Genomic DNA, 20,862 nt, shown 5'->3' on the forward strand with positions numbered 1-20,862 from the left:
CATTCTGAGCTAATTCTTCACCACAGCCGACGTCTGACCGAACAGCAGCTTGCGCTCTTCCTCAGTGCGGATCGGCGGCTGGCCGAAATTGGGATTGACCTCTTTGGCGATCTCATAAGCGCGCTTGACCGCCGGCCGCTCGGCGATGGTTTCGAGCCAGCGCTTGAGATGCGGGAAGTCGTTGATGTCCTGGCTCTGGTTCTTGTAGGGCACGATCCAGGGATAGCTCGCCATATCGGCGATCGAATAGTCGCCGGCGATGAATTTGCGATCTGCGAGACGCTTGTTGAGCACGCCATAGAGACGATTGGTCTCGTTCACATAACGGTCGATGGCGTAAGTGATCTTTTCCTGCGCGTAATTGCTAAAGTGATGGTTTTGTCCGGCCATCGGTCCGAGGCCGCCCATCTGCCAGAATACCCACTGGATCGCATCATAGCGCACAGCGAGATCGCCCGACAGGAACTTCCCGGTCTTCTCGGCGAGATACATCAACATCGCGCCGGACTCGAACACCGAGATCGGCTTGCCGCCGCTCTTGGGTTCATGATCGACCAGCGCAGGAATGCGGTTGTTCGGCGCAATCGCCAGAAAGTCGTCCTTGAACTGGTCGCCCTTGCCGATATTCACCGGGATGATCTTGTAGGGCAGCCCCGCCTCCTCAAGAAAGATCGTGATCTTGTGGCCGTTTGGCGTGCTCCAGTAATAAAGGTCGATCATCAGGTATTCCTGCGCGTGTTGGATGGCATGCATCCGAACTGAATGCGGTTGCATCAAGTTCGCCAGAACGACCCCATGAAGTCAATGGCGCGGCCACGCCGGGATGCAGATCCGTCCTGCAAAACGTGAATGCCGCGTTCCCATGGAGCGCGGCATTCGTTGGCGGTGTATGTGAACGCGCAAGTAAAATCGCAGAGCGCGATTTACATCCCCATGATCGCGATATCGGTCACCTTGCCGGTGACGCCAGAAATCTTGGCAGCTTCAGTGGCCTTCCCGGTGGCGAGATCGACCGAATAGAGCATGCCGTCGGCCATCAGCCAGGCTTCGTTCCTGGTGCCATCCGACCAGATGTCGAAAGCAACAGTCGCCGGCTTGATGCCGAGTTTGCCGACGGCGCCGAGGATGCCGTCATTCGGCGGCGCCTGCTTGACCAGCGCGCCGATGGTGCCGTCGATGTTGAACAGCGCCGTCTCCTTGGTGCCCTTCACCGAATTGGTATAGGCACCGGCGATGACGTTGGGCTTCTCGCCCTTGTGCATGTCGGTCTCGGCATATTTGTGGTCGCCGTCCTTCGTCACCTTGCCGTCATCGACATTGGCGCGCAGGCTCATGCCGTCCGAGCCCATCACGCGCAGACGGTCGGCCACCGGGTTGAAGTCGACAGTGGCAGTGACGCCCTTGGCGAGCATCGCGTCGAGCTTGGACTTCACCGTCGCCTTGCCGTCTGCGGCGATAGTGACCACGGTGCCATCATCGACCAGGCCATAGAGCATGCCGTCGGCCGGCCGGACGTCGATGCCAACCAGCGCGCCGGAAATACCAGTGACCTTGACGGACCCGGTCGCCTTCTTCTGCGCAGTATCGACCGTCGCAATGGTGTCGCCACCGACCAGGGCTGCGACCTGGGCGGCATTGGCGACGGCCACGGGGATCAGCAGCAGCGCGGCGGAGGCGGCGAAAAGTGAACGAAATGACATAAGTAGCTCCCTGTGTTCCGCGATCCCCTCGGGACCGACACAGGGACTACCGGCGGGCCTCCCGACTGGATGCACGCCCCTGAAAATAAATTCATTTGGGTGCATCCAATTGCGCGCGGCAAAGGTAGACTGACCATGCAAGGGCATGAACATGACTGGGAATGGCACCATCACCGAGACCCGGCGCGACGAGGCGGGCCTCGGCCACGCGCGCGAGGCGCAGCTGTCGGCTGCGCTGGCGCGCTGCGCGGCCGGCGATCGTGCAGCCCTGCAGATGATCTACAACAGCGAAGCCCCGAAGATGATCGGCGTCGCCCGCCGCATCCTGTTCCGGCAGGATCTGGCGGAGGAAGCCGTGCACGATGCCTTCGTGCGGATCTGGAGTGCCGCCGCCTCGTTCGATCCGCATCGCGGCTCGGCGCGTGGCTGGCTCTATGCTGTCGTGCGCAACCGCGCGCTCAGCATTCATCGCAACGAGCATCGCTATGATGCGTCCGACGACAGTGCGCTCGATATCGACTGCGAGGCGACTATGACGCGGATGCCCGAAACATCCGCGCTGCGCAAATGCCTGGAGCGTATCGACCGGCCGCGCCGCGATGTCGTGGTGCTGGCCTATGTCCATGGCATGAGCCATGGCGAACTGGCCGGGCGGCTGAAGGTGCCCTTGGGCACCGTGAAGAGCTGGGTTCGCCGCAGTCTGTTCGCACTGCAGGAGTGCATGGGATGAGCATGCACGACGACAATACGCATCCCACCGATGATCTCGCGGCCGACTATGTGATGGGCCTGCTGGAAGGCGCGGAGCTCGACGCTGCCGAAGCGCGCATGACCGACGATGCCGATTTCGCCAGGGCCGTCAGCACCTGGCGGGAGCGATTGGCCGATCTCGACGCCACGGCCGAAGCACTCGCCCCCAGTGCCGCACTGTGGGACCGCATCGCCGACTCCACCAGGGTGAAACCGGCGATCCCGCTGCCCGGCGCCCGCGCCGCGCTGCGCGGCGCAACGCTGTGGGACAATATCGGCTTCTGGCGCAGCGCCGGGATCGGCGGGGTGTTCGCGGCCTTGATGCTTGTGGTGATCCTGATCGGCGCGCTCGCGACGTCGCGCCAACTCCGCCGCGAACTGATCGCGCTGGCGCAGCGCAAGCCGATCTATGTCGCCGTGCTGGTCAACGATGCCACCAGGGAAACCGGTGCCATCGTCAACACCTTCTCCGACGGCCGCGTCGAACTGATCCCGCTGCGCCCGATCGACGTGCCCGCCGGCCGCACGCTGCAGGTCTGGACCCTGTGGGATCGCGACATCGGCCCGAAGTCCATCGGTCTCACCGGACAGTCGCGGACATTGCAGCTCGATCTGGAAGCACTGCCGGATACCGTGGCAGATCAGTTGTTCGAGATCACGCTGGAGCCCGAAGGCGGCTCGCCGATCGGAAGACCGACGGGGCCGATTTTGTTCAAGGGGAATGCAGCAAGGGCGTTGTAAGGGCCTCTCGCCAAGAACTAGCGGGACGAAATGTTTAACAATGCTGACAGTTCGTCCTGCTTGACGTCATCCGTTGGCGCAAGGCGATATCTATTGCTTCTTAGGTTCACCGAGTGCCCCTGTGGCATCAGGCTCTCGGCCCTGAGGAACAACGTCTTTCGGCGAGCTTGTACCGATTAACGGCGACAGCACAGGTTGACGGGCAAGCCGGGAAGAGGTCGGCACTTCGGCGCTATAGGTTCTCTTTAGCTGTTTGGTGTTCCAATTCACAATCAGAGATTGTTTGGCCGCCAACTCGAACGAACTTGTCATGACATTACTGCAGTTCGCGAGCAGATTCTCGCACGACCGCCAGATCAGACGCGAAACAAGAAGGAAATGCGGCTGATAGGCCTCGATTGAACCAACAGAATAATTCATGCGCCACACGAAATCTCGCCAGAGCGCTAGGTTTCCGTTGCCATTGCTCAATATCGACTTCGCGTAGGCTTTCGTGGTGCAGTCCATCGGATAGCCGGTTTCCACCGGTCGGTAGTTGATGGGCATCGCTTCGGCGGATCCCTCAACATCGCCACAGATCTTTGTAAGATTATCCGTAATGACCCACATATTCATCTCAAGCGCGTCACGGTACAACGGGAGCAACGTCAGGACGGGACCTGCACTTGAAAAACTCAAATTGAGCAGATCGTCGACAATGGTGGTGGCCTGACTGACGGCTTTATTGGCAAAAATAGCTGCTTTTGCAGACGCTGAGATCACCGGAAGCTCACCTATGAGCTTGTCACGAATGCTTGCGAGTTGAGCGTTACTTCTTTCATTGAACAATGAACTCAATGCGAGCCTGTACAATGCATAATCGAGGCGAGCCATCTTCTCATCGAAGAATTGGCACACCGCCGGTTCGGGAAATGACGTCGCTTCATAGCTGCCTATCTTTGTAACGGCAGCCTCTATCCAGTTTTCGTTCTTTGAATTGGTGTAAAGACACGCATAGCTTTCATAAGCTATTGCCAGAGCAGATTGCAGATTCCCGGCTATTGCAGACTTGTCGATCTCATTGTGGCTACCCTGTCGGGCAGCAGCCAATAGAACGCCGATCAGCATGTATGATCGAAACAAGCGATGACTTTTAGTATGTGCGACGAAGAGGACATAATCCTCGACATCTGCAATGACACCGCCTCGTCGATTGATCTCCGCACACCCCGTCAGCATCGACGCCACCAGAACAAGCGCCGTCATTCGCGCAGTAAAGCGCGTCGCGAATCCTGAAAACATGATCGCCCCCAAGCAAATCTTCGATTTGTAATGAGGCAAAGCTCGCCAGATTCGCGGCACATCCAGTAGTTGATATTTATCAGGTCATCTCCTTTGATTGATTTATCCACATCAATCGCTTTTGGGTTGAGTGTCCATTCGCGCGCCTGGCGCAGCACGGCGGCGCCCGTCGCTTCGTCGAGGTCCCGGCTGTCGCCGGAAATCGTCGCCGACCGGCTGTTCGAGATCACCCTTGAGCCCGAAGACGGCTCGCCGATCAGGCAAACGACCGGGCCGATCCTGTTCAAGGGCAATGCGGTGCGGCGGCTATAGCAGTCACATTCGCCCTCCGATCCTTCGCCTGCTTATTGAACGTATCAGCCACTGCACTCGACAAAGGCGTGGCATCGCGGCAGGACATATAGTCTCCTGAAGCTGGTCCCGTTGACCCGATTGATCCATCTTGCGGCGTCGAATGGCGCATTGCGGAGAGAGTGCATGCGATATTCGACCGATGATCTGCGCGCGGCTGTCACAGCCGGCGTGCTTCCTTCCACGCAGCTCGACGCCCTGCTGGCTTTCCTCACGGCGCGTGTGCCGGAGCAGCCGGCGGCCGGGCCCAAATTCGATGTCGTGCATTTGCTCTGGTATGCGGGCGCGCTGGTGGTGATATCAGCGATGGGACTGTTCTCGACGCTCGCCTTCTCGCAAATGGGCGGACCGGCGCTGACTGCCACTGCCCTTGTCTATGCCGGCCTGTTCACCGCCGCCGGGCACTATCTCTGGACCGTCAAGAAACTGCGCACACCGGGTGGTCTGCTCATCGCGGTCGCCGTGGCGATGACGCCGCTCGCCGTGTTCGGCATACAGGATGCCTACGGCGCCTGGACCGAGTTCGGCAAGCCGGCGGCGATGCGCGACTTCTATGTCTGGATCAAGGGCAGCTTCGTCTTCATGGAGCTTGCAACCATCGCTGCAGCCATCGTGGCACTGCAATTCTATCGCTTTCCCTTCATCGTCTTCATCATGGCGGTCGCACTGTGGTTCCTGTCGATGGACGTCGTGCCCTGGATCACCGGTGCGGGCTACGGCAACTGGGAAATGTCGCGCAAGATTTCGGTCTGGTTCGGCCTCGGCATTCTGGTTGCTGCGGTGATCGTCAACCTGCGCCAGCGCAGCGGCGATTTCGCATTCTGGCTTTATCTGTTCGGCGTTCTGACATTCTGGGGCGGCATCACCGCCACGTCGAACGGCACCAATCTCGACAAGGCGCTATACTGCCTGCTGAATGTCGGCTTCCTGCTGATCTCGGTCGCCTTGTCGCGGCGCGTGTTCGCGGTGTTCGGCACCATCGGCATTGCCATCTATCTCGGCGACCTCGCCGAGAAGATCTTCAAGGATTCAATGCTGTTCCCGTTCGCGCTGTCGCTGATCGGCATCGGCATCATTGCGCTGGGGCTGTATGTCCATCGCCACCAGCGCGACATCGGCACCTGGGTCGATGCGCGCCTGCCTGAATCGCTCAAGCGCCTGCGGGCGGAACCGGTCGCCGGACAGGCTTGACGAGGCCGGCCCTGCAGACGGGAAGCAGGACGGCAAGCCTCGTCCCTTGAATCGACTATTCCGTTCAGGCATCCTTGCAATCAAGAATAGTATTCAAGGGAGGTTGCCATGGCGTTGTCGCGTCGGACCGTTCTGTTGTCGCTGGCCCTGTCGCTCGCCGTCGTGCTGCCAGCCAGCGCTGCCAGCTTCCTCGTCAGGCTCGATCCCGACAAGGATGGCACCGTCGACATGGCCGAGGCCAAGGCCGCCGCCGGCAAATTGTTCGACCTGCTCGACCGCGACAAGGACGGCACGCTGGACGCCAGGGAGCTACGCGGCCGCATGAGCAAGAGCGAATTTGCGGCCGCCAATCCGGACAATGACGGCACACTCGACAAGGCGGAATATCTCGCCGTGGTGGAAACCCGGTTCCGTACGGCAAACCCCGACAATGACGGCACCATCGATGCCAGGGAATTCGCCACGCCCGCGGGCAAGAAGCTGTTGAAGCTGCTCAAGTAGGGCCCTTTTATCGCCACCGGACTCGCCCCATATTCCGCCCATGGCGAAGAAACCCGACTCTCCGAAAAAGCCCACAAAATCAATCAAGACACCCGCCGCCAAGCCTGGCGCCGGCCGTCCCGACGTCAAGCCGATCGGGCCGGCGCTGGCGGAGCTGCTGAATCCCGCGATCAATCGCGGCGATGCCGGCATGGGCTCGGGCACCGGGTTGCAGCCGCCGCCAAGTAATTCCTTCGAGCGCCGCTCCGGCGGCGAGGCCGCGGTGCATCGCGCACGCAAATCGACGCCGAAGAAGTTCGAGGGCGACGATTTAGCAAGATCTTCGGGCATGCGCCCGACGCCATTGCAGCCGTTTCCCCAGCCGGTGGTCGCGCCCTATGCGCCGCGGCTGAGCGAGCAGAAGGGTCTCGAGGAAGCGCCGCAGGCCAATTACAACACCTCGGCCTCGATCCCGACGCTGGATCCGGAACTGGCCAAACAGCTCGGCTTCGCCACCGAGGAAGACGACGCCGCCGCCATGGCGCGGCCGCCGCGCAACAAGATGGAAGCCCTCGGCGTGCAGGCCACGGCCGATGCGCTGGAAGCGCTGGTGCGCGACGGCCGCCCGGAATTCAAGGACCAGAAAGTGTGGACGCCGCACCGTCCGCCGCGCCCGGAGAAATCCGAAGGCGGCGTACGCTTCGAGCTGAAGTCCGAATATGAGCCCAAGGGCGACCAGCCCACCGCGATCAAGGAACTGGTGGAGGGCATCGACCGCAACGACCGGACTCAGGTGCTGCTCGGCGTCACCGGCTCCGGCAAGACCTACACCATGGCCAAGGTGATCGAAGCCACGCAGCGCCCGGCGATCATTCTCGCGCCGAACAAGACGCTGGCCGCGCAGCTCTATGGCGAGTTCAAGAACTTCTTCCCCGACAACGCGGTCGAATATTTCGTCAGCTATTACGACTACTATCAGCCGGAAGCCTACGTCCCGCGCACCGACACCTATATCGAGAAAGACTCGTCGATCAACGAGCAGATCGACCGCATGCGCCATTCGGCGACGCGCGCACTGCTGGAGCGCGACGACGTCATCATCGTGGCCTCGGTGTCGTGCATCTACGGTATCGGCTCGGTGGAAACCTACACCGCGATGACCTTCGCGCTGAAGAAGGACGAGCGCATCGACCAGCGCCAGCTGATCGCCGACCTCGTGGCGCTGCAATACAAGCGCACCCAGCACGATTTCACCCGCGGCACGTTTCGCGTCCGCGGCGACGTCATCGACATCTTCCCGGCCCACTATGAAGACCGCGCCTGGCGCGTGAACCTGTTCGGCGACACCGTCGAGAGTATCGAGGAGTTCGACCCGCTCACCGGCCACAAGCAGGACGAGCTCGAATTCATCAAGATCTACGCCAACTCGCATTATGTGACGCCGCGGCCGACGCTGATCCAGGCGATGAAGTCGATCAAGGAAGAGCTGAAGTGGCGCCTCGACCAGCTCCACAATCAGGGCCGGCTGCTCGAAGCCCAGCGCCTCGAACAGCGCACCACCTTCGATCTCGAAATGATGGAAGCGACGGGGTCGTGTGCCGGCATCGAGAACTATTCGCGCTATCTCACCGGCCGCCGGCCGGGCGAGCCGCCGCCGACCCTGTTCGAATATGTCCCGGACAATGCGCTGGTGTTCGCCGACGAGAGCCATGTCACGGTGCCGCAGATCGGCGGCATGTTCAAAGGCGACTTCCGCCGCAAGGCGACGCTGGCGGAATACGGCTTCCGCCTGCCCTCCTGCATGGACAACCGGCCACTGCGCTTCGAGGAGTGGGACATGATGCGCCCGCAATCCGTCGCGGTGTCGGCGACGCCGTCCGGCTGGGAGCTGCAGGAATCCGGCGGCGTGTTCGTCGAGCAGGTCATTCGCCCCACAGGCCTGATCGATCCGCCGATCAATATCCGCCCGGCGCGCACCCAGGTCGACGATCTCTTGGGCGAGGTCCGCGCCACCGCGCAGGCCGGCTATCGCTCGCTGATCACCGTGCTGACCAAGCGCATGGCGGAAGACCTGACAGAGTTTTTGCATGAGCAGGGCATTCGCGTGCGCTACATGCACAGCGACATCGACACCATCGAGCGCATCGAGATCATCCGGGACCTCCGTCTCGGCGCCTTCGACGCGCTGGTCGGCATCAATCTCCTCCGCGAAGGCCTCGACATTCCCGAATGCGCGCTGGTCGCCGTGCTCGACGCCGACAAGGAAGGCTTCCTGCGCTCGGAGACGTCGCTGATCCAGACCATCGGCCGCGCCGCGCGTAACGTCGACGGCCGCGTCATTCTCTATGCCGATCAGATGACCGGCTCGATGACGCGCGCCATCGCCGAGACCGATCGCCGCCGCGAGAAGCAGGTGGAATACAACACGCTGCACGGCATCACGCCGGAAAGCGTGAAGAAGTCGATCGGCGACATCATGAACTCGGTCTATGAAGGCGACCGCGTGCTGGTGGATATCGGCGGCGGCATGGCCGAAGACGCCATCACCATCGGGCACAATTTCGAAGCCGTGCTGGCCGATCTGGAAGTGCGGATGCGCGAGGCCGCAGCCGACCTGAACTTCGAAGAAGCCGCCCGCCTGCGCGACGAGGTCAAGCGCCTCCGCGCCACCGAACTCGCCGTGGTCGACGACCCCACCGTCAAGCAGCGCGGCGTCGCCGCGCGGGGCGGCGCCTATAAGGGCGAGAAGAAATATGGCGATGCCGCCAACCTGCCCGCGCGTCTCGACAAGGCCGCGCAGGGCAAGGCGCGCGGCAAATACGGCAAGAGTTCGTCAGCGGGCGGCGCATCGTCGAAGGTGCACAAGCCCGGGCTCGACGAGATGGGCATCGCGAACTGGCATGAAGTGAAGCCCGCCCGCGGCAAAGAGGTCGAACGTCCGCGCAAGCCGACACTCGACGAGATGGGACCGGGCACCGAGAGCAAGATCTTCCAGCCGAAGAACAGCCGCGAGTCCGGGCCGGAGTTTGGCCCCGCGCCAAGATCAACCGGCGGCGCGCCGGGGCATCGGGGCGGGTGGAAGAAGCGGTAAGCGACGCGGTAAAGCCGTTGCTGACGTCGTGGAGCGTGGGGTACGGGGAGTGAAATGCTATAAGAGTTAATTGACTAAGGATGAACGAGAGAGCGGGCGCTATTTAAGTTCCATTCAGGGACGAACTACCCGCGCCCTCGGCAAGAGCATCATCGCGCGCCTTCACCGGAGCATTCAAGCACTGGACAATAAAATCCGACAACCAATCCCACAACGCACGGAGGTGATCTGAGGATGGTGCAAAATTGGGAGAGTGGACATAGCGATTTAGAGTGTCTGCCGACAACAGCACATCGTTCTGCGGAAACTTACTGAGAAGCTCAAAGTACTTTTGATCAATCTTTGCCCCGCGTCTCAGATCCTCTGCCACCCTCAGAACGCGACGCGCCAAATTATCATTGCTGCTAACGGTCGCCAACTTGGTTTGAGAAATATAATTCTCGACAGCTAGCTCAACGAGCACCCTAAACAAGACAGAGATTGCGTTGGCATGGTCATCCAAATTCAGATGAAACTGTAACTCCTCCCAGATCGCTTTGTGGCGATGAAGACGTCCCGCCCAAGCAATCGAGTAATTTACGTTCGGGATTAGGCCAGTTCTTTTTTGGGGTCGAGAGACCTTTGTGGGAACCGGTCGCCTGGCTGCGGGAGCTTCCTCATTCTGATCTGTCGCCTTACTAGCGAGCGAATTTGCCGCAGTAGGCAGCACTCCTTCGCTCTCAAGTCCGTCGAGATAAGAACGCTTCCCGTCGATATCCCAAATGTCGCCAAGAACGAAATTTCTATTCGCGAAATCATCCGCGATTCGACGAAGCGCTCGAAGAACCACAGGCTCATCGTGCGTAAATTCGAATTTTCCTTTAGCGCCCGTGAAACCGACCCGGTTTCGAAACGACTCGCCCGATAACAAACGATTTATGTTCGAACGCGGCAGCTTCTTCGCGGGCAGCATGCCCGCTACTGCCAAACGCCTCTCGATTTCATCGGCAGCGTTAAATCCGTTTCCCCTGCCTGTACGGTTGATGAAGTTTGACTTCATCCTATCGTCCCAAGTCGATTGACCAACGCCGCCTTGCGAACCCGTATGTCTGCGAAACAGAATATCGTCTATGCGATCTCGATCATGTTCGACTTGGCACTGAACGGTAGTTGGGAAATCTCCCTTCCATTTTGATCGTTGTTCCGTGAAAAAACCTTGCAATTCTGTCGTTGGCGCTCTTCTCGGCTGAAGTAGGAGCTTCAAGCAGGTCATCCGACGATTGCCGTCGAACAAAATGAAATTCTCTCCTTCCGGAAAAACCAGGGGAGGTTCAAAAACTTGACCGCTGGAAACCAGATCCTTGGTGAGGTTGCGCATATGCGTTTCAAAGTTATGGCAGAGCCATGCAATCGCGGCGGTCTCATTCTCAAGCTCACCATGCCTATCGTTGGCCCGATTGACGAGCAGAGCGTCTAACCTAATCGGTCTGTAACTCATTGCTAATCTCCCCGGTCGAAGCATAGCTCAAATCTACCCCTAGCTGTAAACGTCACCTCCGGTTGTTGACACTGTTCCTATAAGACTATATACCCCATTTGTCCTGTTCGCGAGGGGCGCTTCTCGAGGGCGTCTTGAGAGTGGAACACGGATACGGCGCCCGCGGACGTGCCTCGCAAGCACGGACTCGGGAGGTCCGGGGTAGCCGTCCGGGCCCACTACGGGGCTCTGCCGCTTGCGGCTGGACGGGTGCGGGCAAAGGCGGCGAAAGCTGCCGGATCAGCGAGCCGAGGCTCGTGCCCAGTACCCGGAAGCACGGCCCCTGGAACAGAAAAGCCGTGATGGAGCGCCGCAAGGCGTCGCGCTGTGGACGGAACGGTGTCGCAACCGGACTGGACGCAGCGACTGACTATCAAGGTGCGCCTTGCGGCGCTCCATTCCCCTCACTCTTCGAGGGGAGAACGACAGCTCACCTCGGGGCTCTCGCCCGCGAGAACGATGTCACGTGGCTGTTTGACAATCACATCCGATCGAAGACCGCAGGCCACAGCCGCGACACTACTTCGCCGCTGGCGGCGCGACGTCGGCGACCTGGCCACTGCGCTTCAGGGCTTCGGCGACGAAGCCCGACGCCTTCATCTCCTCGACGAAGGCGGCAAGATAGGCGACACCAGCCGTGCGCGGTCTGTCGGCGATGCGCGGCATGGCCATCGCCTGCTGGATCTCCTGAAAATGCCCGGACATCACGCGCATTTCCGGATGGTCCTTGGCATAGGCATCGAGCTGCTGGCGGACGCCGGCGGCGGCATCGAGCTTCTCGTCGAGAAATTTGCGGATCATCGCGCTGCCGCCGCCGGCATCGGCGCGCAGCACGGTGGCGTGCTTGATGGTGCGGGTGAGATAGAGGTCGTAGGCCGAGCCGAGGCCAACCGACATTCTGACGCCGTCCTTGTCGACGCCGCCGACGGACTTCAGCGGCGAATTCACTGACACCATATAGGTGCCCTCGATGATCACATAGGGCGCGGTGAAGATGATCTCCTGCGCGCGCACCGGCTCGATGGCGATGAAGCCGACATCCCAGGCGCCGGCCTTGGCGCCCTCGAACACCTTGCCCGCGGCCTCGTAAGGCACATAGTCCACGGCCATGCCGAGGCGTTTGGCGAGTTCGGCGGCAAGATCCGCCGAGACGCCGCGCGGCGCGCCGGCCGGCCCCTTCTGGGCCAGGACACTATTCCCGTAATTGATCGCGGCGCGGAGTTTGCCGGTGGGGGCGAGATCGCGCAGCACCTCGGACGACGGCGCGGACTGGGCGAAAGCCGGGAGTGCAACTGTCATGAACAGCACCATCCATCGTAAAACACGCATCATAGGCCTCCCCGATTTCGGCGCGACCATGCCCGCAAACCCGCCGCGCGACAATCGGCGACCAGGGGCTTCGACGAGGGCGTGATCGGCCCGGCGCGACCAACCTCCGTTCGTCACGCGGACGGGATGGCTGATATGCCCGGCCGGGAATGCCTGTTATCGCAGTGCGCGAGCGTCTACACTCATGCCCGTTGGCGCAGTGGGGCTCGATCGGTGTTCGACGGTTTTTACAAATGTGACTACCGGGCGGGCGACGTGGTCGGCCGCAGCGTCATGTATTGCAAGGACGGCCGCATGCTGGGCGGCAACACCGCCTTCGCCCATATCGGCACCTATGAGGAAGCCAACGACGGCATCCATGCGGAGATCCACGGCCAGCGCCATCATATCGGCTCGCAGTTTCGTACGCTCTATGGCGACGACGACGGCGCGATCCGCGTCCGCGGCATCCACGACGGCAAGAACTACAGGTTCACCGGCGGCGACGCGCAGGGCAAGGGGCCGGCCTTCGAGTCCGTGATGACACGGCTCGACGAAGAGGACTTCCCGGACACCGGCACGGTGGGCGATGGCGGCATCGCCAACGGGCTATATTCGCTGCACATGAAAACCCTCGACGGCGTCGAGGACGGGCTGACCGGCGTGATGCTGCTGTTCGACGGCCGCATTCTGGGCGGCGACGCCCGCTTCTATTATCTCGGCGCCTATGGCTCGGCCGGCGGCCGCTGGAAGGGCGAGATCGTCAATCAGGAGCACACGCCCGCTGCCGGCGGGAGTTCGCTGTTCGCCGGCTATGAAGTGGGCATCGGCTTTTCCGGGAGTTGCAGCGACGGCTGCGCGGCATTCGAAGCCACCGCGCTTGCCGGCAAACGCAGCCTGCGCCTGAAGGCCGAGCTGTCGCTGCTGCACAAAGCGTGAGGCGTCGGAGTTTTTCCGTTCCGATTGAATCGGAACGGGGCTCCTGATTTTTGTTTTGCGCGTTTTCTTAACGCGAACCGGCAACCACTTCGCTCGAAAACGCTTTGGTTACGCGCGCGCCAGCACCTTGCGTTCGACGGGATGAATGTCGATGGCGCGCAAGCGGCCCATCCGCAGCACGTCGATCTCGATCGTCCGATCGATACGGTCGCGATCAAGAATGCGGATCAGATCATCGACGCCATTCACCGGCACGTGATCGAGACTGACGACGACATCGCCAGGCAACAGACCAGCCTTGAACGCCGGACCGTCGGGATCGATCTGGTCGAGTAGCGCGCCCATGGTGTTCTCGATGCCGGCGAGCACCGCATGGCGACGCGGGATCGGCGCGGTCTGGCCCGACACGCCGATGAAGGCACGGCGGACATAGCCGTGACGAATGATCTCCGACAGCACGAATTGCGCGGTGTTGCTGGCGACCGCAAAGCAGATGCCCTGCGCCCCCTGGATGATCGCAGTGTTGATGCCGATCACCTCGCCGCGCGACGACACCAGCGCGCCACCGGAATTGCCGGGATTGAGCGCAGCATCGGTCTGGATCACGTCCTCGATATTGCGTCCGTTCACCGAGCGGATCGAACGGCCGAGCGCCGAAACAACACCGGCGGTGACGGTGGATTCGAAGCCGAGCGGATTGCCGATAGCCACGACAAGCTGGCCGCGCTTCAGGTTCTTGGAATTGCCGAGGCCCGCATAGCGCAACTCGCGCGCACCATCAGCCCGCAGCAAAGCGAGATCGGTATCGGGATCGGCGCCGAGCACGCGGGCATCGGTGACGACGCCTTCGGTGTCGCGCAGGCGAATATGCCTGGAATCGCCGACGACATGGCTATTGGTCAGCACGAGGCCGTCGGGTGAGATGACGATGCCAGAGCCCAGCCCGCCGCGTTCGCGGGCATTCGGCGTCCTCGCTCCGGTCTCGACCCGCACGACCGCGGGGCCGACGCGTTCGGTGACATCGATGACGGCGTTCGAATAGGCATCAAGCAGCGCAGCATCGTTCGGCACTGCGGCAACGGCGGGTGTCGCGGGATCGTCATCTAAGGGATGCGCGGTGATATCAAGCATGGCGATGCTTCCTTTGTCATTTAAATGGCCCCGGCGCGCACCACTGCAAGTGCAGCATGCGCGGTGGACATGGCGGGGCTGCGCCGCGGTTTAACCGTAGCTCTGTTCAAACCGTGACTTTACGCCGCAGCTCAGCGCACCTATGTTTTCCGCGCGGCTGTCGATGGTGATGAGCGCTTTTCAAGGGACGAAACCACGATGGCCAAGCAACCCTGGTATCGCATTCTCTATATCCAGGTGCTGATCGCGATCGCGATCGGCGTCACCGTCGGCTACTTCTACCCGGATGCCGGCAAGGCCCTGAAACCGCTCGGCGACGGCTTCATCGCACTGATCAAGATGATGATCGCGCCGGCGATATTCTGCACCGTGGTGCACGGCATCGCCTCGATCGGCGACATGAGCAAGGTCGGCCGCATCGGCGGCAAGACGCTGCTGTATTTCGAGACGGTTTCCACCCTGGCGCTGCTGATTGGCCTGCTGGTCGGTCACTTCCTGCAACCCGGCGCCGGCTTCAATATCGATCCCTCCACATTGGACGCGAAATCCGTCGCCAGCTACGTCAGCCGCGCCAAGGAGGAAAGCTTCGTCACCCATCTGATGGGAATCATTCCGACATCCTATTTCGACTCGCTGGCCAAAGGCGATCTGCTGCAGGTGCTGCTGGTGGCGATCCTGTCCGGCTTCGCGATCTCGCATATGGGAAAACCCGGCGAAAAGATTGCTGAAGGCGTTGATCTCGCCGGCAAGATGTTCTTCCGCATCATCGGCATGATCGTGCAGCTCGCGCCCATCGGCGCCTTTGGCGCGATGGCTTTCACCATCGGCTCGTTCGGCCTCGGCGCCCTCGTCAATCTCGGCTATCTCATCTTCACCTTCTATCTGGCGTCGCTGCTGTTCGTGCTGCTGGTCCTCGGCGGCATCGCGCGTGCCTTCGGTTTCTCGATCCTGCGCTTCATCGGCTATATCAAGGACGAGCTGCTGATCGTGCTCGGCACTTCGTCGTCCGAGACCGTGCTGCCGCGCATGATCACCAAGATGGAAGCCCTCGGCGCATCGAAGCCGGTGGTCGGCCTCGTCATCCCGACCGGCTATAGCTTCAATCTCGACGGCACCAATATCTATATGACGCTGGCCACGCTGTTTCTGGCACAGGCCACCAACACGCATCTCACCTTCGGCCAGATGGCCGCGGTGCTCGGCGTGGCGATGCTGACATCGAAGGGCGCGTCGGGCGTCACCGGTGCGGGCTTCGTGACGCTGGCCGCGACGCTGTCGATCATCCCCGATATTCCGATCACCGCACTGGCCATCATCGTCGGCATCGACAAGTTCATGAGCGAATGCCGCGCGCTCACCAATCTGATCGGTAACGGCGTCGCCACCATCGTCATCAGCCGCTGGGAAGGCGAACTCGATCGCCATCAGCTCCACGAAGCGCTGCTGCATCCGATCGATTTCGGCGAAGAGATGGAGCGCCGGCCGCTGGAAGAACTGCCGGCAAAATCGGCAGCCTGATCGCCCTGTCTAGGGCACGTGATCCGGCATCAGCGTCGCCGCCGCTTCTGCGCTGGCGTCCGCACCTGACAGCAACAGATACTCCCCGCATTGTAACGTCGCGGCGCTCGCCACGACGACGGCACGCTTCGGGCAGATGCCAAGGCAACTCGTCAGCACCACGCGTGGACTTTTCATGTCCTGCTTGGCGCTGCGGCGTTTCAAGTCCGACTTGAGTGATTTGCGCAACGCCTTCCCATCATCAATGCGACCAAGGCATTTCTTGCAGACGAGAACGGGTGACGCGCGGCGCAAGCGCGCGGTGACGACGGGTTTACTGGCCATTCCTCTTATATAGACACCGCCCGCTGCATTGCGATCACCCCGACCGGCGGTTGCTGGTATTCTGCGTGAGATTGCCGTGCGCCGCCTGCTCGCGAATATTGTGCTTCTCGTCGTCGCGATGACCCTTGGTGTTATCGAGCGTAACCTTCGGCGCGCTGCCGGGTCCTTTGTCGCTACAGTTATCCTCAGGTACGGGCTGGATGTGCTTGGTCATCGGGAATCTCCCCTTGCAGGTCGAGAGCAACGCAGCCGCTCAAACTGCGTTCCTTAACCAGGCCCCAGCGCATGAAATCCCCGCCCGCCGTTGAACCTTCTGGCGCCGTTGTTTGACGCATAAAATGTTGAGTGGGGGCGCTGCATGAAAATCGCGTTGCTGATCTTGCTGGGTCTGGTTCTGGGGTTGCTCGGTGGAGCGGCCGTGGGGATCGGAGCCGGCGTCGCCTGGGTCGAATTGTTCAAGACCAGCAATTTCGAGGGCTATAGCGCCATGCTGGTGTTTTTCACCTTCATGCCCATTGGCGCACTCCTTGGCGCCGTCGGCGGGGCCCTTCTGTTTGGCATCATGGCTGCCCGCAATGGCGATGTCGCCATGGAACCGCTCCCCGTGCAGGACCACGAGCAGACGTACCGGTAAGGTTATGCCGACGCCGCAATGCAGCTTAACGTTTTGGTGAGCAGCTCCTCACCACGAACATTTGTGCAATGCAAAATAATCCATTGAATTTTAGCGAAATTATATTACTTCAGGTCTCAAGCAATTTGTGCAGACCGCCCGGGCGACGTTGCCCCGGCGCGCAAGTGTTTTCAGCCATTTTCAGGACAATCCCAATGACAGAGCACAGCCTCTGGCGTTTTTCGCGCGCGTTGCATCGCGCCATCAATGAACGCCAACTCGACCACCTCGCTGACATCATCGACGACAATATCGAATGGGCGGTCTACGGCCCGATCGACATGTTTCCGTTTCTCGGCGCACGCCACGGCAAAGCTGCCGTGCTCGATGTCTGCAAGCAGATCGCCGACAATGTGCGGGTGCATCGCTTCGAGCGGGAGTCGATGATCCTTGGTGATGAGTCAGGCTCCGCAATGATGCGCTTCTCGCTGACCGCGCTGGATTCGAACCGCCCGATTAGCCTGCGGCTGGCGCAATTCGCGCAGTTCAAGGCCGGGCGTCTGACCAGCATGCGCGTGGTCGTGGATACGTTCGACCTGGTCGAACAGGCATTGGGCCGGCCTATCCATCTGCCGAAGATCGCCTGAGCAGCACGGCGATTGCCAATCGCCAACATCCATCCCCAGCGAAATGTTGCGACGCCACAATTCCGCCGGGCCTGATGGTATTATGTGCCAATCGATCCGCGATCTTGCTGGGCAGTGGCACGATGGCTTCAATCAGACCGACATATTGGGCGCTCATCGCAGCACTCGGCGGAGCCGCGTTGGCCTTTCCGGCTCACGCGCAAAATCCGTGGCGCGGCCTCGTCGACGTTGCACCACCTCCCGGCGAAATAGAGCAAGTCGACACGGTAGCCACTCCTTCTGCTGACACCACGGAACCCGACTGGAGCCTCTTGAACACTGACGATTCGCCGACGGCGAAGGCATCGCTCCGCGAGAAGCGCTCGTCGCTGATCGTCGGCAGCCCGTCGTCCAGCTGGACTTCCAACGACAGCAACGGCACCTCCGCCCTCTCGGTCAAGCAGTCGGTTACGCCGTTCTGGGATACCCGCGTCGGCGCCGACATCAATGTCGCGCGGCAGACCGCACCACGCAGCGCAGCCGATGCCTATCGCAATCAGTTCGGCGACGGCACGGCGCAGGCCCAATCAGGCGGCGCCGCCTGGGCGGCAGCGACTGCTCCCGGCGTGGGTTCGATCTGGGACAAGACGGCGATCGAAGCGCGCGTCGATCCGGGCGCGGATCAAACCAAACTTGGCACTTCGCTCAGCAAGTCGGTACCCATTGCCGGCGATCAGTATTCGCTGACGCTGCAGAGCGGGTACAACGTGATCCAGCAAGGCAATATTCCGGCCATTGGCTACAACGGTCGCCCGACGCGCAGCTATGAGACCGACCAGCTCGCGCGCTTCAACATCACTGATACCGGCACCAGCTTCATCGCCGGACAATCGCTCGCAACCACCGACGACAAATGGCTGCGCAAGTTCGGCGCCGAGCAGAAGCTGTTTGGCGGCGTCAACGTCTCCGGATCGATCAGCGAGACCGTTCAGGGCGTAACCAACAAGACGTTCTCGGCCGGCTTCAAGCATAGTTGGTAAAGTAAGTTTTAATACACTTTGCCAGATGATTGCCGGCAAAGATCGGCGCCCTGCCGCATATTCGCCGCGATCTCGTCAAAATCCACTGCGCAGATGTACACGTAAATTTGTCATGCGGGGGACCGCGCTCGCTCACTGTGAAGTTCACTTCACACAAACAAGGAAGAGCTGATGAGTGCCATTCGTTCAGAACAGACAGAAGCCAAAGATGACGACAGCAACCTCGCCGCTGTGTCTGAAGTCGAAGCGGGCATCCGCGACTTCGTGCGCAACGATATCGCTTACCTCCGTCGTCCGGTGCCTGGCATGGTGAACAATTCAAGCGAAACCACCACGAGCGGCGCCGATGCGCCGCTGGAAACAACCACCGAAGCGACCGTCAACAGCGTCAATTCGCTGATCCAGCGTGTCGCCGGCACCTCGCTCGGCGAGATCGAGAAACTGGTTTCCGAACTGGAGAGTCTGCGCGACCTGCTCCACGCCGAAGGCCAGCGGGTTCAGCGCGAGATCTCCGGCTATGCCCAGCTCAGCCAGGCCGCAATGAAGTCGACCCGCCTGATCGCCGACAATGTCGCTCAGTGGAAGCGTACCGCTGACGGTCTGCGTCACGACTGATCGGCACCAGACCGCCCGAATCAAAAGCCGCCGCCCGAAAGGGCGGCGGTTTTTTCGTGAGCCCATTCAATTGAACTTTATTCGTTTTGTTCCCGACCAACGGTTACGCAGCACCTGTGGACTGCTTTTGGGGGAATCGATCCGTGGAGACCATTCGGCCGAACAAAACCGATCCGATTCCGGCGCGCAGCAACGCGCCCAGGATGGGGACCATTATCTTGCGTTTTGTCGGATTACTGTTGGTGGCCGTGGCACTGCTCGCCTGGGCCTGGAGTCGCTGAGGTCGCCATCATCGACCCCACTCACGAAAAAACCCGCGCAGTTCGGCGCGGGTCTGGTTAGCAAATCGTAAAAATTACTGGCTGACGACTGCGCTGCTCTCGAGCGTATAGGCGCCATCGGCATAACCCTTGACCACCATGCAAGTGGCCAGCATCACCGCAAGCGTCACGCTTGCAAAGATGAAGCCCACAAATTTCAATCCGGTGCGGTCAGCCATTGTCGTCCCCAAAATCGTCCTGCGAAGTGTCGTCTCAGTCGTCATACCCGTGAGTCGCAGATCACGCTCACAAGGTTCAGAACCCCTTAACACCGCCAGGGTTCCATCGATAAAGTTTGAAATGGTTAAGCCGCGTCGCCCCGTTGCGGCAGGAAGACTGAACCGAGGAAGCTGTAGACCTCCTCGCCGCGCTGATTAACGGCAACGTTCTTCGACTGCAAGATGCCCCAGCCCGGACGCGTCGCGGTCGCGCGCACGGACACGACCTCGCTGCTATAGGTCAGGGTGTCGCCCGCAAGAACAGGCCGGGTCCAGCGCAAATCACGAAAGCCGGGCGATGGCCCACCGACTGGAGGCTCTTCGCCACGCGCCTCTGCCTCCGCCTTCGCGCGCTGGCCATCGGCGACCAGCAACTTCATGCAGACCGACGCCACGTGCCAGCCCGACGCGGCAAGACCGCCAAACAACGATTTGCGGCCAGCCTCTTCATCGAGATGGAACGGTTGCGGATCGAATTGCCTGGCAAACGCCTTAATCGACTCCGCCGTGAACGTGAACGAGCCGAGCTCACGGCGCATACCGATTTGGATGTCTTCCAGATAGCGCATGCTGCGACCCTAGTTCCCGGAGGCGGGTTCACGCACCCCGATCATGATCGGGGTGATCATCTCGGAAATCGTCTGCCCCTTGGCATTGCGTGTGCTGAACTTGAATTTGACGATGCCCAAGTTTGGCCGGCTTTGCGATGCGCGTACCTCTATCACTTCGACATCCAGCGTCAGATCGTCGCCCGGGCGAAACGGCGCAAGCCATCGCATCTGATCCACGCCCGGCGAGCCCATCGATGCGGTCTTGTGCAGAAACCCGTCATAGATCATCCGCATCATCAGCGAGCACATGTGCCAGCCTGAGCCGGATAATCCTTTGAGCATCGACGCGCTTGCCGCAACTTCATCGAGATGCATCGGCTGCGGATCGTATTCTTGGGCATAGGCGATAATCTCGTCGCGCGTAATATGGCGCGGCCCGAAGGTCCCGAAGTGGCCGGGCTTAAAATCTTCAAATGTCAGGGTCATAATGGGGAATGCCGTCGAGGAAGCCTGATTGTGGCCGTTATTTGCAGCAATCTCAACCCGGTCGCTTGCATG

23 protein-coding genes are annotated in these 20,862 nt (G+C 60.8%); 11 read left to right on the top strand and 12 right to left on the bottom strand.

What is annotated here, in order from left to right; genetic code table 11:
- Nucleotides 1–9 precede the first annotated feature (9 nt).
- Together AB8A33_RS20960 and AB8A33_RS20965 are read right to left on the bottom strand one after the other, a co-directional pair.
- Nucleotides 10–720 carry a glutathione binding-like protein gene (locus AB8A33_RS20960; protein ID WP_439094544.1) on the bottom strand — a complete coding sequence of 237 codons (711 nt, stop codon included), beginning with the start codon at nt 718–720 and terminating at the stop codon, nt 10–12.
- A gap of 203 nt (nt 721–923) precedes the next feature.
- A complete protein-coding gene (locus AB8A33_RS20965) occupies nt 924–1,700 on the bottom strand; it encodes a DUF4394 domain-containing protein (protein ID WP_439094545.1) in 777 nt (258 codons plus the stop codon).
- 151 nt (nt 1,701–1,851) lie between these two features.
- Here AB8A33_RS20965 and AB8A33_RS20970 point away from each other — a divergent pair, with 151 nt between their 5' ends.
- Complete coding sequence (locus tag AB8A33_RS20970) at nt 1,852–2,430, top strand: sigma-70 family RNA polymerase sigma factor (RefSeq protein ID WP_439094546.1); 579 nt, start codon at nt 1,852–1,854, stop codon at nt 2,428–2,430.
- Nucleotides 2,427–3,191 (top strand): anti-sigma factor, encoded by a 765-nt coding sequence (locus AB8A33_RS20975; RefSeq protein ID WP_439094547.1) that lies wholly within the window; start codon nt 2,427–2,429, stop codon nt 3,189–3,191. Before AB8A33_RS20970 ends, AB8A33_RS20975 begins: the two co-directional genes overlap by 4 nt.
- Nucleotides 3,192–3,281: 90 nt before the next feature.
- Here AB8A33_RS20975 and AB8A33_RS20980 read toward each other — a convergent pair whose 3' ends face one another.
- Together AB8A33_RS20980 and AB8A33_RS20985 are read right to left on the bottom strand one after the other, a co-directional pair.
- A complete protein-coding gene (locus AB8A33_RS20980) occupies nt 3,282–4,472 on the bottom strand; it encodes a hypothetical protein (RefSeq protein WP_439094548.1) in 1,191 nt (396 codons plus the stop codon).
- A complete protein-coding gene (locus AB8A33_RS20985; protein WP_439094549.1) occupies nt 4,433–4,759 on the bottom strand; it encodes a hypothetical protein in 327 nt (108 codons plus the stop codon). Before AB8A33_RS20985 ends, AB8A33_RS20980 begins: the two co-directional genes overlap by 40 nt.
- Before the next feature lie 190 nt (nt 4,760–4,949).
- Here AB8A33_RS20985 and AB8A33_RS20990 point away from each other — a divergent pair, with 190 nt between their 5' ends.
- The 3 genes from AB8A33_RS20990 (at nt 4,950) to uvrB (ending at nt 9,585) form a co-directional block, all read left to right on the top strand.
- Nucleotides 4,950–6,014, top strand: coding sequence for a hypothetical protein (locus AB8A33_RS20990; RefSeq protein ID WP_439094550.1), 1,065 nt, complete (start codon nt 4,950–4,952; stop codon nt 6,012–6,014).
- A 108-nt stretch (nt 6,015–6,122) separates the two neighbouring features.
- Nucleotides 6,123–6,515 carry an EF-hand domain-containing protein gene (locus tag AB8A33_RS20995; protein WP_439094551.1) on the top strand — a complete coding sequence of 131 codons (393 nt, stop codon included), beginning with the start codon at nt 6,123–6,125 and terminating at the stop codon, nt 6,513–6,515.
- Between the two features lie 40 nt (nt 6,516–6,555).
- Entirely contained in the window at nt 6,556–9,585 is a 3,030-nt protein-coding gene (gene uvrB / locus AB8A33_RS21000) for an excinuclease ABC subunit UvrB (RefSeq protein WP_439094552.1), read from the top strand.
- A gap of 103 nt (nt 9,586–9,688) precedes the next feature.
- On the opposite strand, the gene AB8A33_RS21005 is transcribed toward uvrB, so the two are convergent.
- Both AB8A33_RS21005 and AB8A33_RS21010 read right to left on the bottom strand, forming a co-directional pair.
- On the bottom strand, nt 9,689–11,062 hold the full coding sequence (locus AB8A33_RS21005) for a hypothetical protein (protein ID WP_439094553.1): 1,374 nt from the start codon (nt 11,060–11,062) through the stop codon (nt 9,689–9,691).
- A 558-nt stretch (nt 11,063–11,620) separates the two neighbouring features.
- Nucleotides 11,621–12,430 carry a transporter substrate-binding domain-containing protein gene (locus AB8A33_RS21010; RefSeq protein WP_439094554.1) on the bottom strand — a complete coding sequence of 270 codons (810 nt, stop codon included), beginning with the start codon at nt 12,428–12,430 and terminating at the stop codon, nt 11,621–11,623.
- A gap of 213 nt (nt 12,431–12,643) precedes the next feature.
- Between AB8A33_RS21010 and AB8A33_RS21015 the strand changes: the two genes are divergently transcribed.
- Nucleotides 12,644–13,348 carry a GrlR family regulatory protein gene (locus AB8A33_RS21015; protein WP_439094555.1) on the top strand — a complete coding sequence of 235 codons (705 nt, stop codon included), beginning with the start codon at nt 12,644–12,646 and terminating at the stop codon, nt 13,346–13,348.
- Between the two features lie 108 nt (nt 13,349–13,456).
- Here AB8A33_RS21015 and AB8A33_RS21020 read toward each other — a convergent pair whose 3' ends face one another.
- Nucleotides 13,457–14,479 (bottom strand): S1C family serine protease, encoded by a 1,023-nt coding sequence (locus AB8A33_RS21020; RefSeq protein WP_439094556.1) that lies wholly within the window; start codon nt 14,477–14,479, stop codon nt 13,457–13,459.
- Nucleotides 14,480–14,677: 198 nt separating this feature from the next.
- Between AB8A33_RS21020 and AB8A33_RS21025 the strand changes: the two genes are divergently transcribed.
- Nucleotides 14,678–15,997 (top strand): dicarboxylate/amino acid:cation symporter, encoded by a 1,320-nt coding sequence (locus AB8A33_RS21025; protein ID WP_092141565.1) that lies wholly within the window; start codon nt 14,678–14,680, stop codon nt 15,995–15,997.
- 9 nt (nt 15,998–16,006) lie between these two features.
- Here AB8A33_RS21025 and AB8A33_RS21030 read toward each other — a convergent pair whose 3' ends face one another.
- Both AB8A33_RS21030 and AB8A33_RS21035 read right to left on the bottom strand, forming a co-directional pair.
- Complete coding sequence (locus AB8A33_RS21030) at nt 16,007–16,321, bottom strand: (2Fe-2S) ferredoxin domain-containing protein (RefSeq protein ID WP_439094557.1); 315 nt, start codon at nt 16,319–16,321, stop codon at nt 16,007–16,009.
- A gap of 34 nt (nt 16,322–16,355) precedes the next feature.
- Nucleotides 16,356–16,535 carry a hypothetical protein gene (locus tag AB8A33_RS21035; protein ID WP_089261775.1) on the bottom strand — a complete coding sequence of 60 codons (180 nt, stop codon included), beginning with the start codon at nt 16,533–16,535 and terminating at the stop codon, nt 16,356–16,358.
- 144 nt (nt 16,536–16,679) lie between these two features.
- On the opposite strand from AB8A33_RS21035, the gene AB8A33_RS21040 reads away from it, so the two are divergent.
- The 4 genes from AB8A33_RS21040 (at nt 16,680) to AB8A33_RS21055 (ending at nt 19,215) form a co-directional block, all read left to right on the top strand.
- Nucleotides 16,680–16,955: a hypothetical protein gene (locus AB8A33_RS21040; protein ID WP_309947258.1), complete on the top strand. Its 276-nt coding sequence runs from the start codon at nt 16,680–16,682 to the stop codon at nt 16,953–16,955.
- Nucleotides 16,956–17,149: 194 nt separating this feature from the next.
- Nucleotides 17,150–17,581 (top strand): nuclear transport factor 2 family protein, encoded by a 432-nt coding sequence (locus AB8A33_RS21045; RefSeq protein ID WP_371421185.1) that lies wholly within the window; start codon nt 17,150–17,152, stop codon nt 17,579–17,581.
- Nucleotides 17,582–17,892: 311 nt separating this feature from the next.
- Nucleotides 17,893–18,600, top strand: coding sequence for a hypothetical protein (locus AB8A33_RS21050; protein ID WP_439094558.1), 708 nt, complete (start codon nt 17,893–17,895; stop codon nt 18,598–18,600).
- A 171-nt stretch (nt 18,601–18,771) separates the two neighbouring features.
- Complete coding sequence (locus AB8A33_RS21055; RefSeq protein ID WP_439094559.1) at nt 18,772–19,215, top strand: hypothetical protein; 444 nt, start codon at nt 18,772–18,774, stop codon at nt 19,213–19,215.
- 355 nt (nt 19,216–19,570) lie between these two features.
- Here the strand turns inward: AB8A33_RS21055 and AB8A33_RS21060 are convergent, their stop codons facing one another.
- The 3 genes from AB8A33_RS21060 to AB8A33_RS21070 form a co-directional block, all read right to left on the bottom strand.
- Nucleotides 19,571–19,714 (bottom strand): hypothetical protein, encoded by a 144-nt coding sequence (locus tag AB8A33_RS21060; protein WP_172980332.1) that lies wholly within the window; start codon nt 19,712–19,714, stop codon nt 19,571–19,573.
- 125 nt (nt 19,715–19,839) lie between these two features.
- Nucleotides 19,840–20,322, bottom strand: coding sequence for a MaoC family dehydratase (locus AB8A33_RS21065; protein ID WP_320447013.1), 483 nt, complete (start codon nt 20,320–20,322; stop codon nt 19,840–19,842).
- Nucleotides 20,323–20,331: 9 nt separating this feature from the next.
- On the bottom strand, nt 20,332–20,790 hold the full coding sequence (locus AB8A33_RS21070) for a MaoC family dehydratase (RefSeq protein WP_439094560.1): 459 nt from the start codon (nt 20,788–20,790) through the stop codon (nt 20,332–20,334).
- Nucleotides 20,791–20,862 lie beyond the last annotated feature (72 nt).

Source organism: Tardiphaga sp. 813_E8_N1_3 (assembly GCF_051811025.1).
Lineage (GTDB): Bacteria > Pseudomonadota > Alphaproteobacteria > Rhizobiales > Xanthobacteraceae > Tardiphaga.

What these genes read in the sequence shown, in the direction of transcription:
- AB8A33_RS21005 (WP_439094553.1), bottom strand. Translation starts at nt 11,062, where the DNA reads ATGAGTTACAGACCGATTAGGTTAGACGCTCTGCTCGTCAATCGGGCC.
- AB8A33_RS20995 (WP_439094551.1), top strand. Translation starts at nt 6,123, where the DNA reads ATGGCGTTGTCGCGTCGGACCGTTCTGTTGTCGCTGGCCCTGTCGCTC.
- AB8A33_RS20960 (WP_439094544.1), bottom strand. Translation starts at nt 720, where the DNA reads ATGATCGACCTTTATTACTGGAGCACGCCAAACGGCCACAAGATCACG.
- uvrB (WP_439094552.1), top strand. Translation starts at nt 6,556, where the DNA reads ATGGCGAAGAAACCCGACTCTCCGAAAAAGCCCACAAAATCAATCAAG.
- AB8A33_RS20980 (WP_439094548.1), bottom strand. Translation starts at nt 4,472, where the DNA reads ATGTTTTCAGGATTCGCGACGCGCTTTACTGCGCGAATGACGGCGCTT.
- AB8A33_RS20975 (WP_439094547.1), top strand. Translation starts at nt 2,427, where the DNA reads ATGAGCATGCACGACGACAATACGCATCCCACCGATGATCTCGCGGCC.
- AB8A33_RS20990 (WP_439094550.1), top strand. Translation starts at nt 4,950, where the DNA reads ATGCGATATTCGACCGATGATCTGCGCGCGGCTGTCACAGCCGGCGTG.
- AB8A33_RS21060 (WP_172980332.1), bottom strand. Translation starts at nt 19,714, where the DNA reads ATGGCTGACCGCACCGGATTGAAATTTGTGGGCTTCATCTTTGCAAGC.
- AB8A33_RS21030 (WP_439094557.1), bottom strand. Translation starts at nt 16,321, where the DNA reads ATGGCCAGTAAACCCGTCGTCACCGCGCGCTTGCGCCGCGCGTCACCC.
- AB8A33_RS21020 (WP_439094556.1), bottom strand. Translation starts at nt 14,479, where the DNA reads ATGCTTGATATCACCGCGCATCCCTTAGATGACGATCCCGCGACACCC.
- AB8A33_RS21070 (WP_439094560.1), bottom strand. Translation starts at nt 20,790, where the DNA reads ATGACCCTGACATTTGAAGATTTTAAGCCCGGCCACTTCGGGACCTTC.
- AB8A33_RS21040 (WP_309947258.1), top strand. Translation starts at nt 16,680, where the DNA reads ATGAAAATCGCGTTGCTGATCTTGCTGGGTCTGGTTCTGGGGTTGCTC.
- AB8A33_RS21065 (WP_320447013.1), bottom strand. Translation starts at nt 20,322, where the DNA reads ATGCGCTATCTGGAAGACATCCAAATCGGTATGCGCCGTGAGCTCGGC.
- AB8A33_RS21010 (WP_439094554.1), bottom strand. Translation starts at nt 12,430, where the DNA reads ATGCGTGTTTTACGATGGATGGTGCTGTTCATGACAGTTGCACTCCCG.
- AB8A33_RS20970 (WP_439094546.1), top strand. Translation starts at nt 1,852, where the DNA reads ATGACTGGGAATGGCACCATCACCGAGACCCGGCGCGACGAGGCGGGC.
- AB8A33_RS20965 (WP_439094545.1), bottom strand. Translation starts at nt 1,700, where the DNA reads ATGTCATTTCGTTCACTTTTCGCCGCCTCCGCCGCGCTGCTGCTGATC.
- AB8A33_RS21025 (WP_092141565.1), top strand. Translation starts at nt 14,678, where the DNA reads ATGGCCAAGCAACCCTGGTATCGCATTCTCTATATCCAGGTGCTGATC.
- AB8A33_RS21045 (WP_371421185.1), top strand. Translation starts at nt 17,150, where the DNA reads ATGACAGAGCACAGCCTCTGGCGTTTTTCGCGCGCGTTGCATCGCGCC.
- AB8A33_RS21055 (WP_439094559.1), top strand. Translation starts at nt 18,772, where the DNA reads ATGAGTGCCATTCGTTCAGAACAGACAGAAGCCAAAGATGACGACAGC.
- AB8A33_RS21035 (WP_089261775.1), bottom strand. Translation starts at nt 16,535, where the DNA reads ATGACCAAGCACATCCAGCCCGTACCTGAGGATAACTGTAGCGACAAA.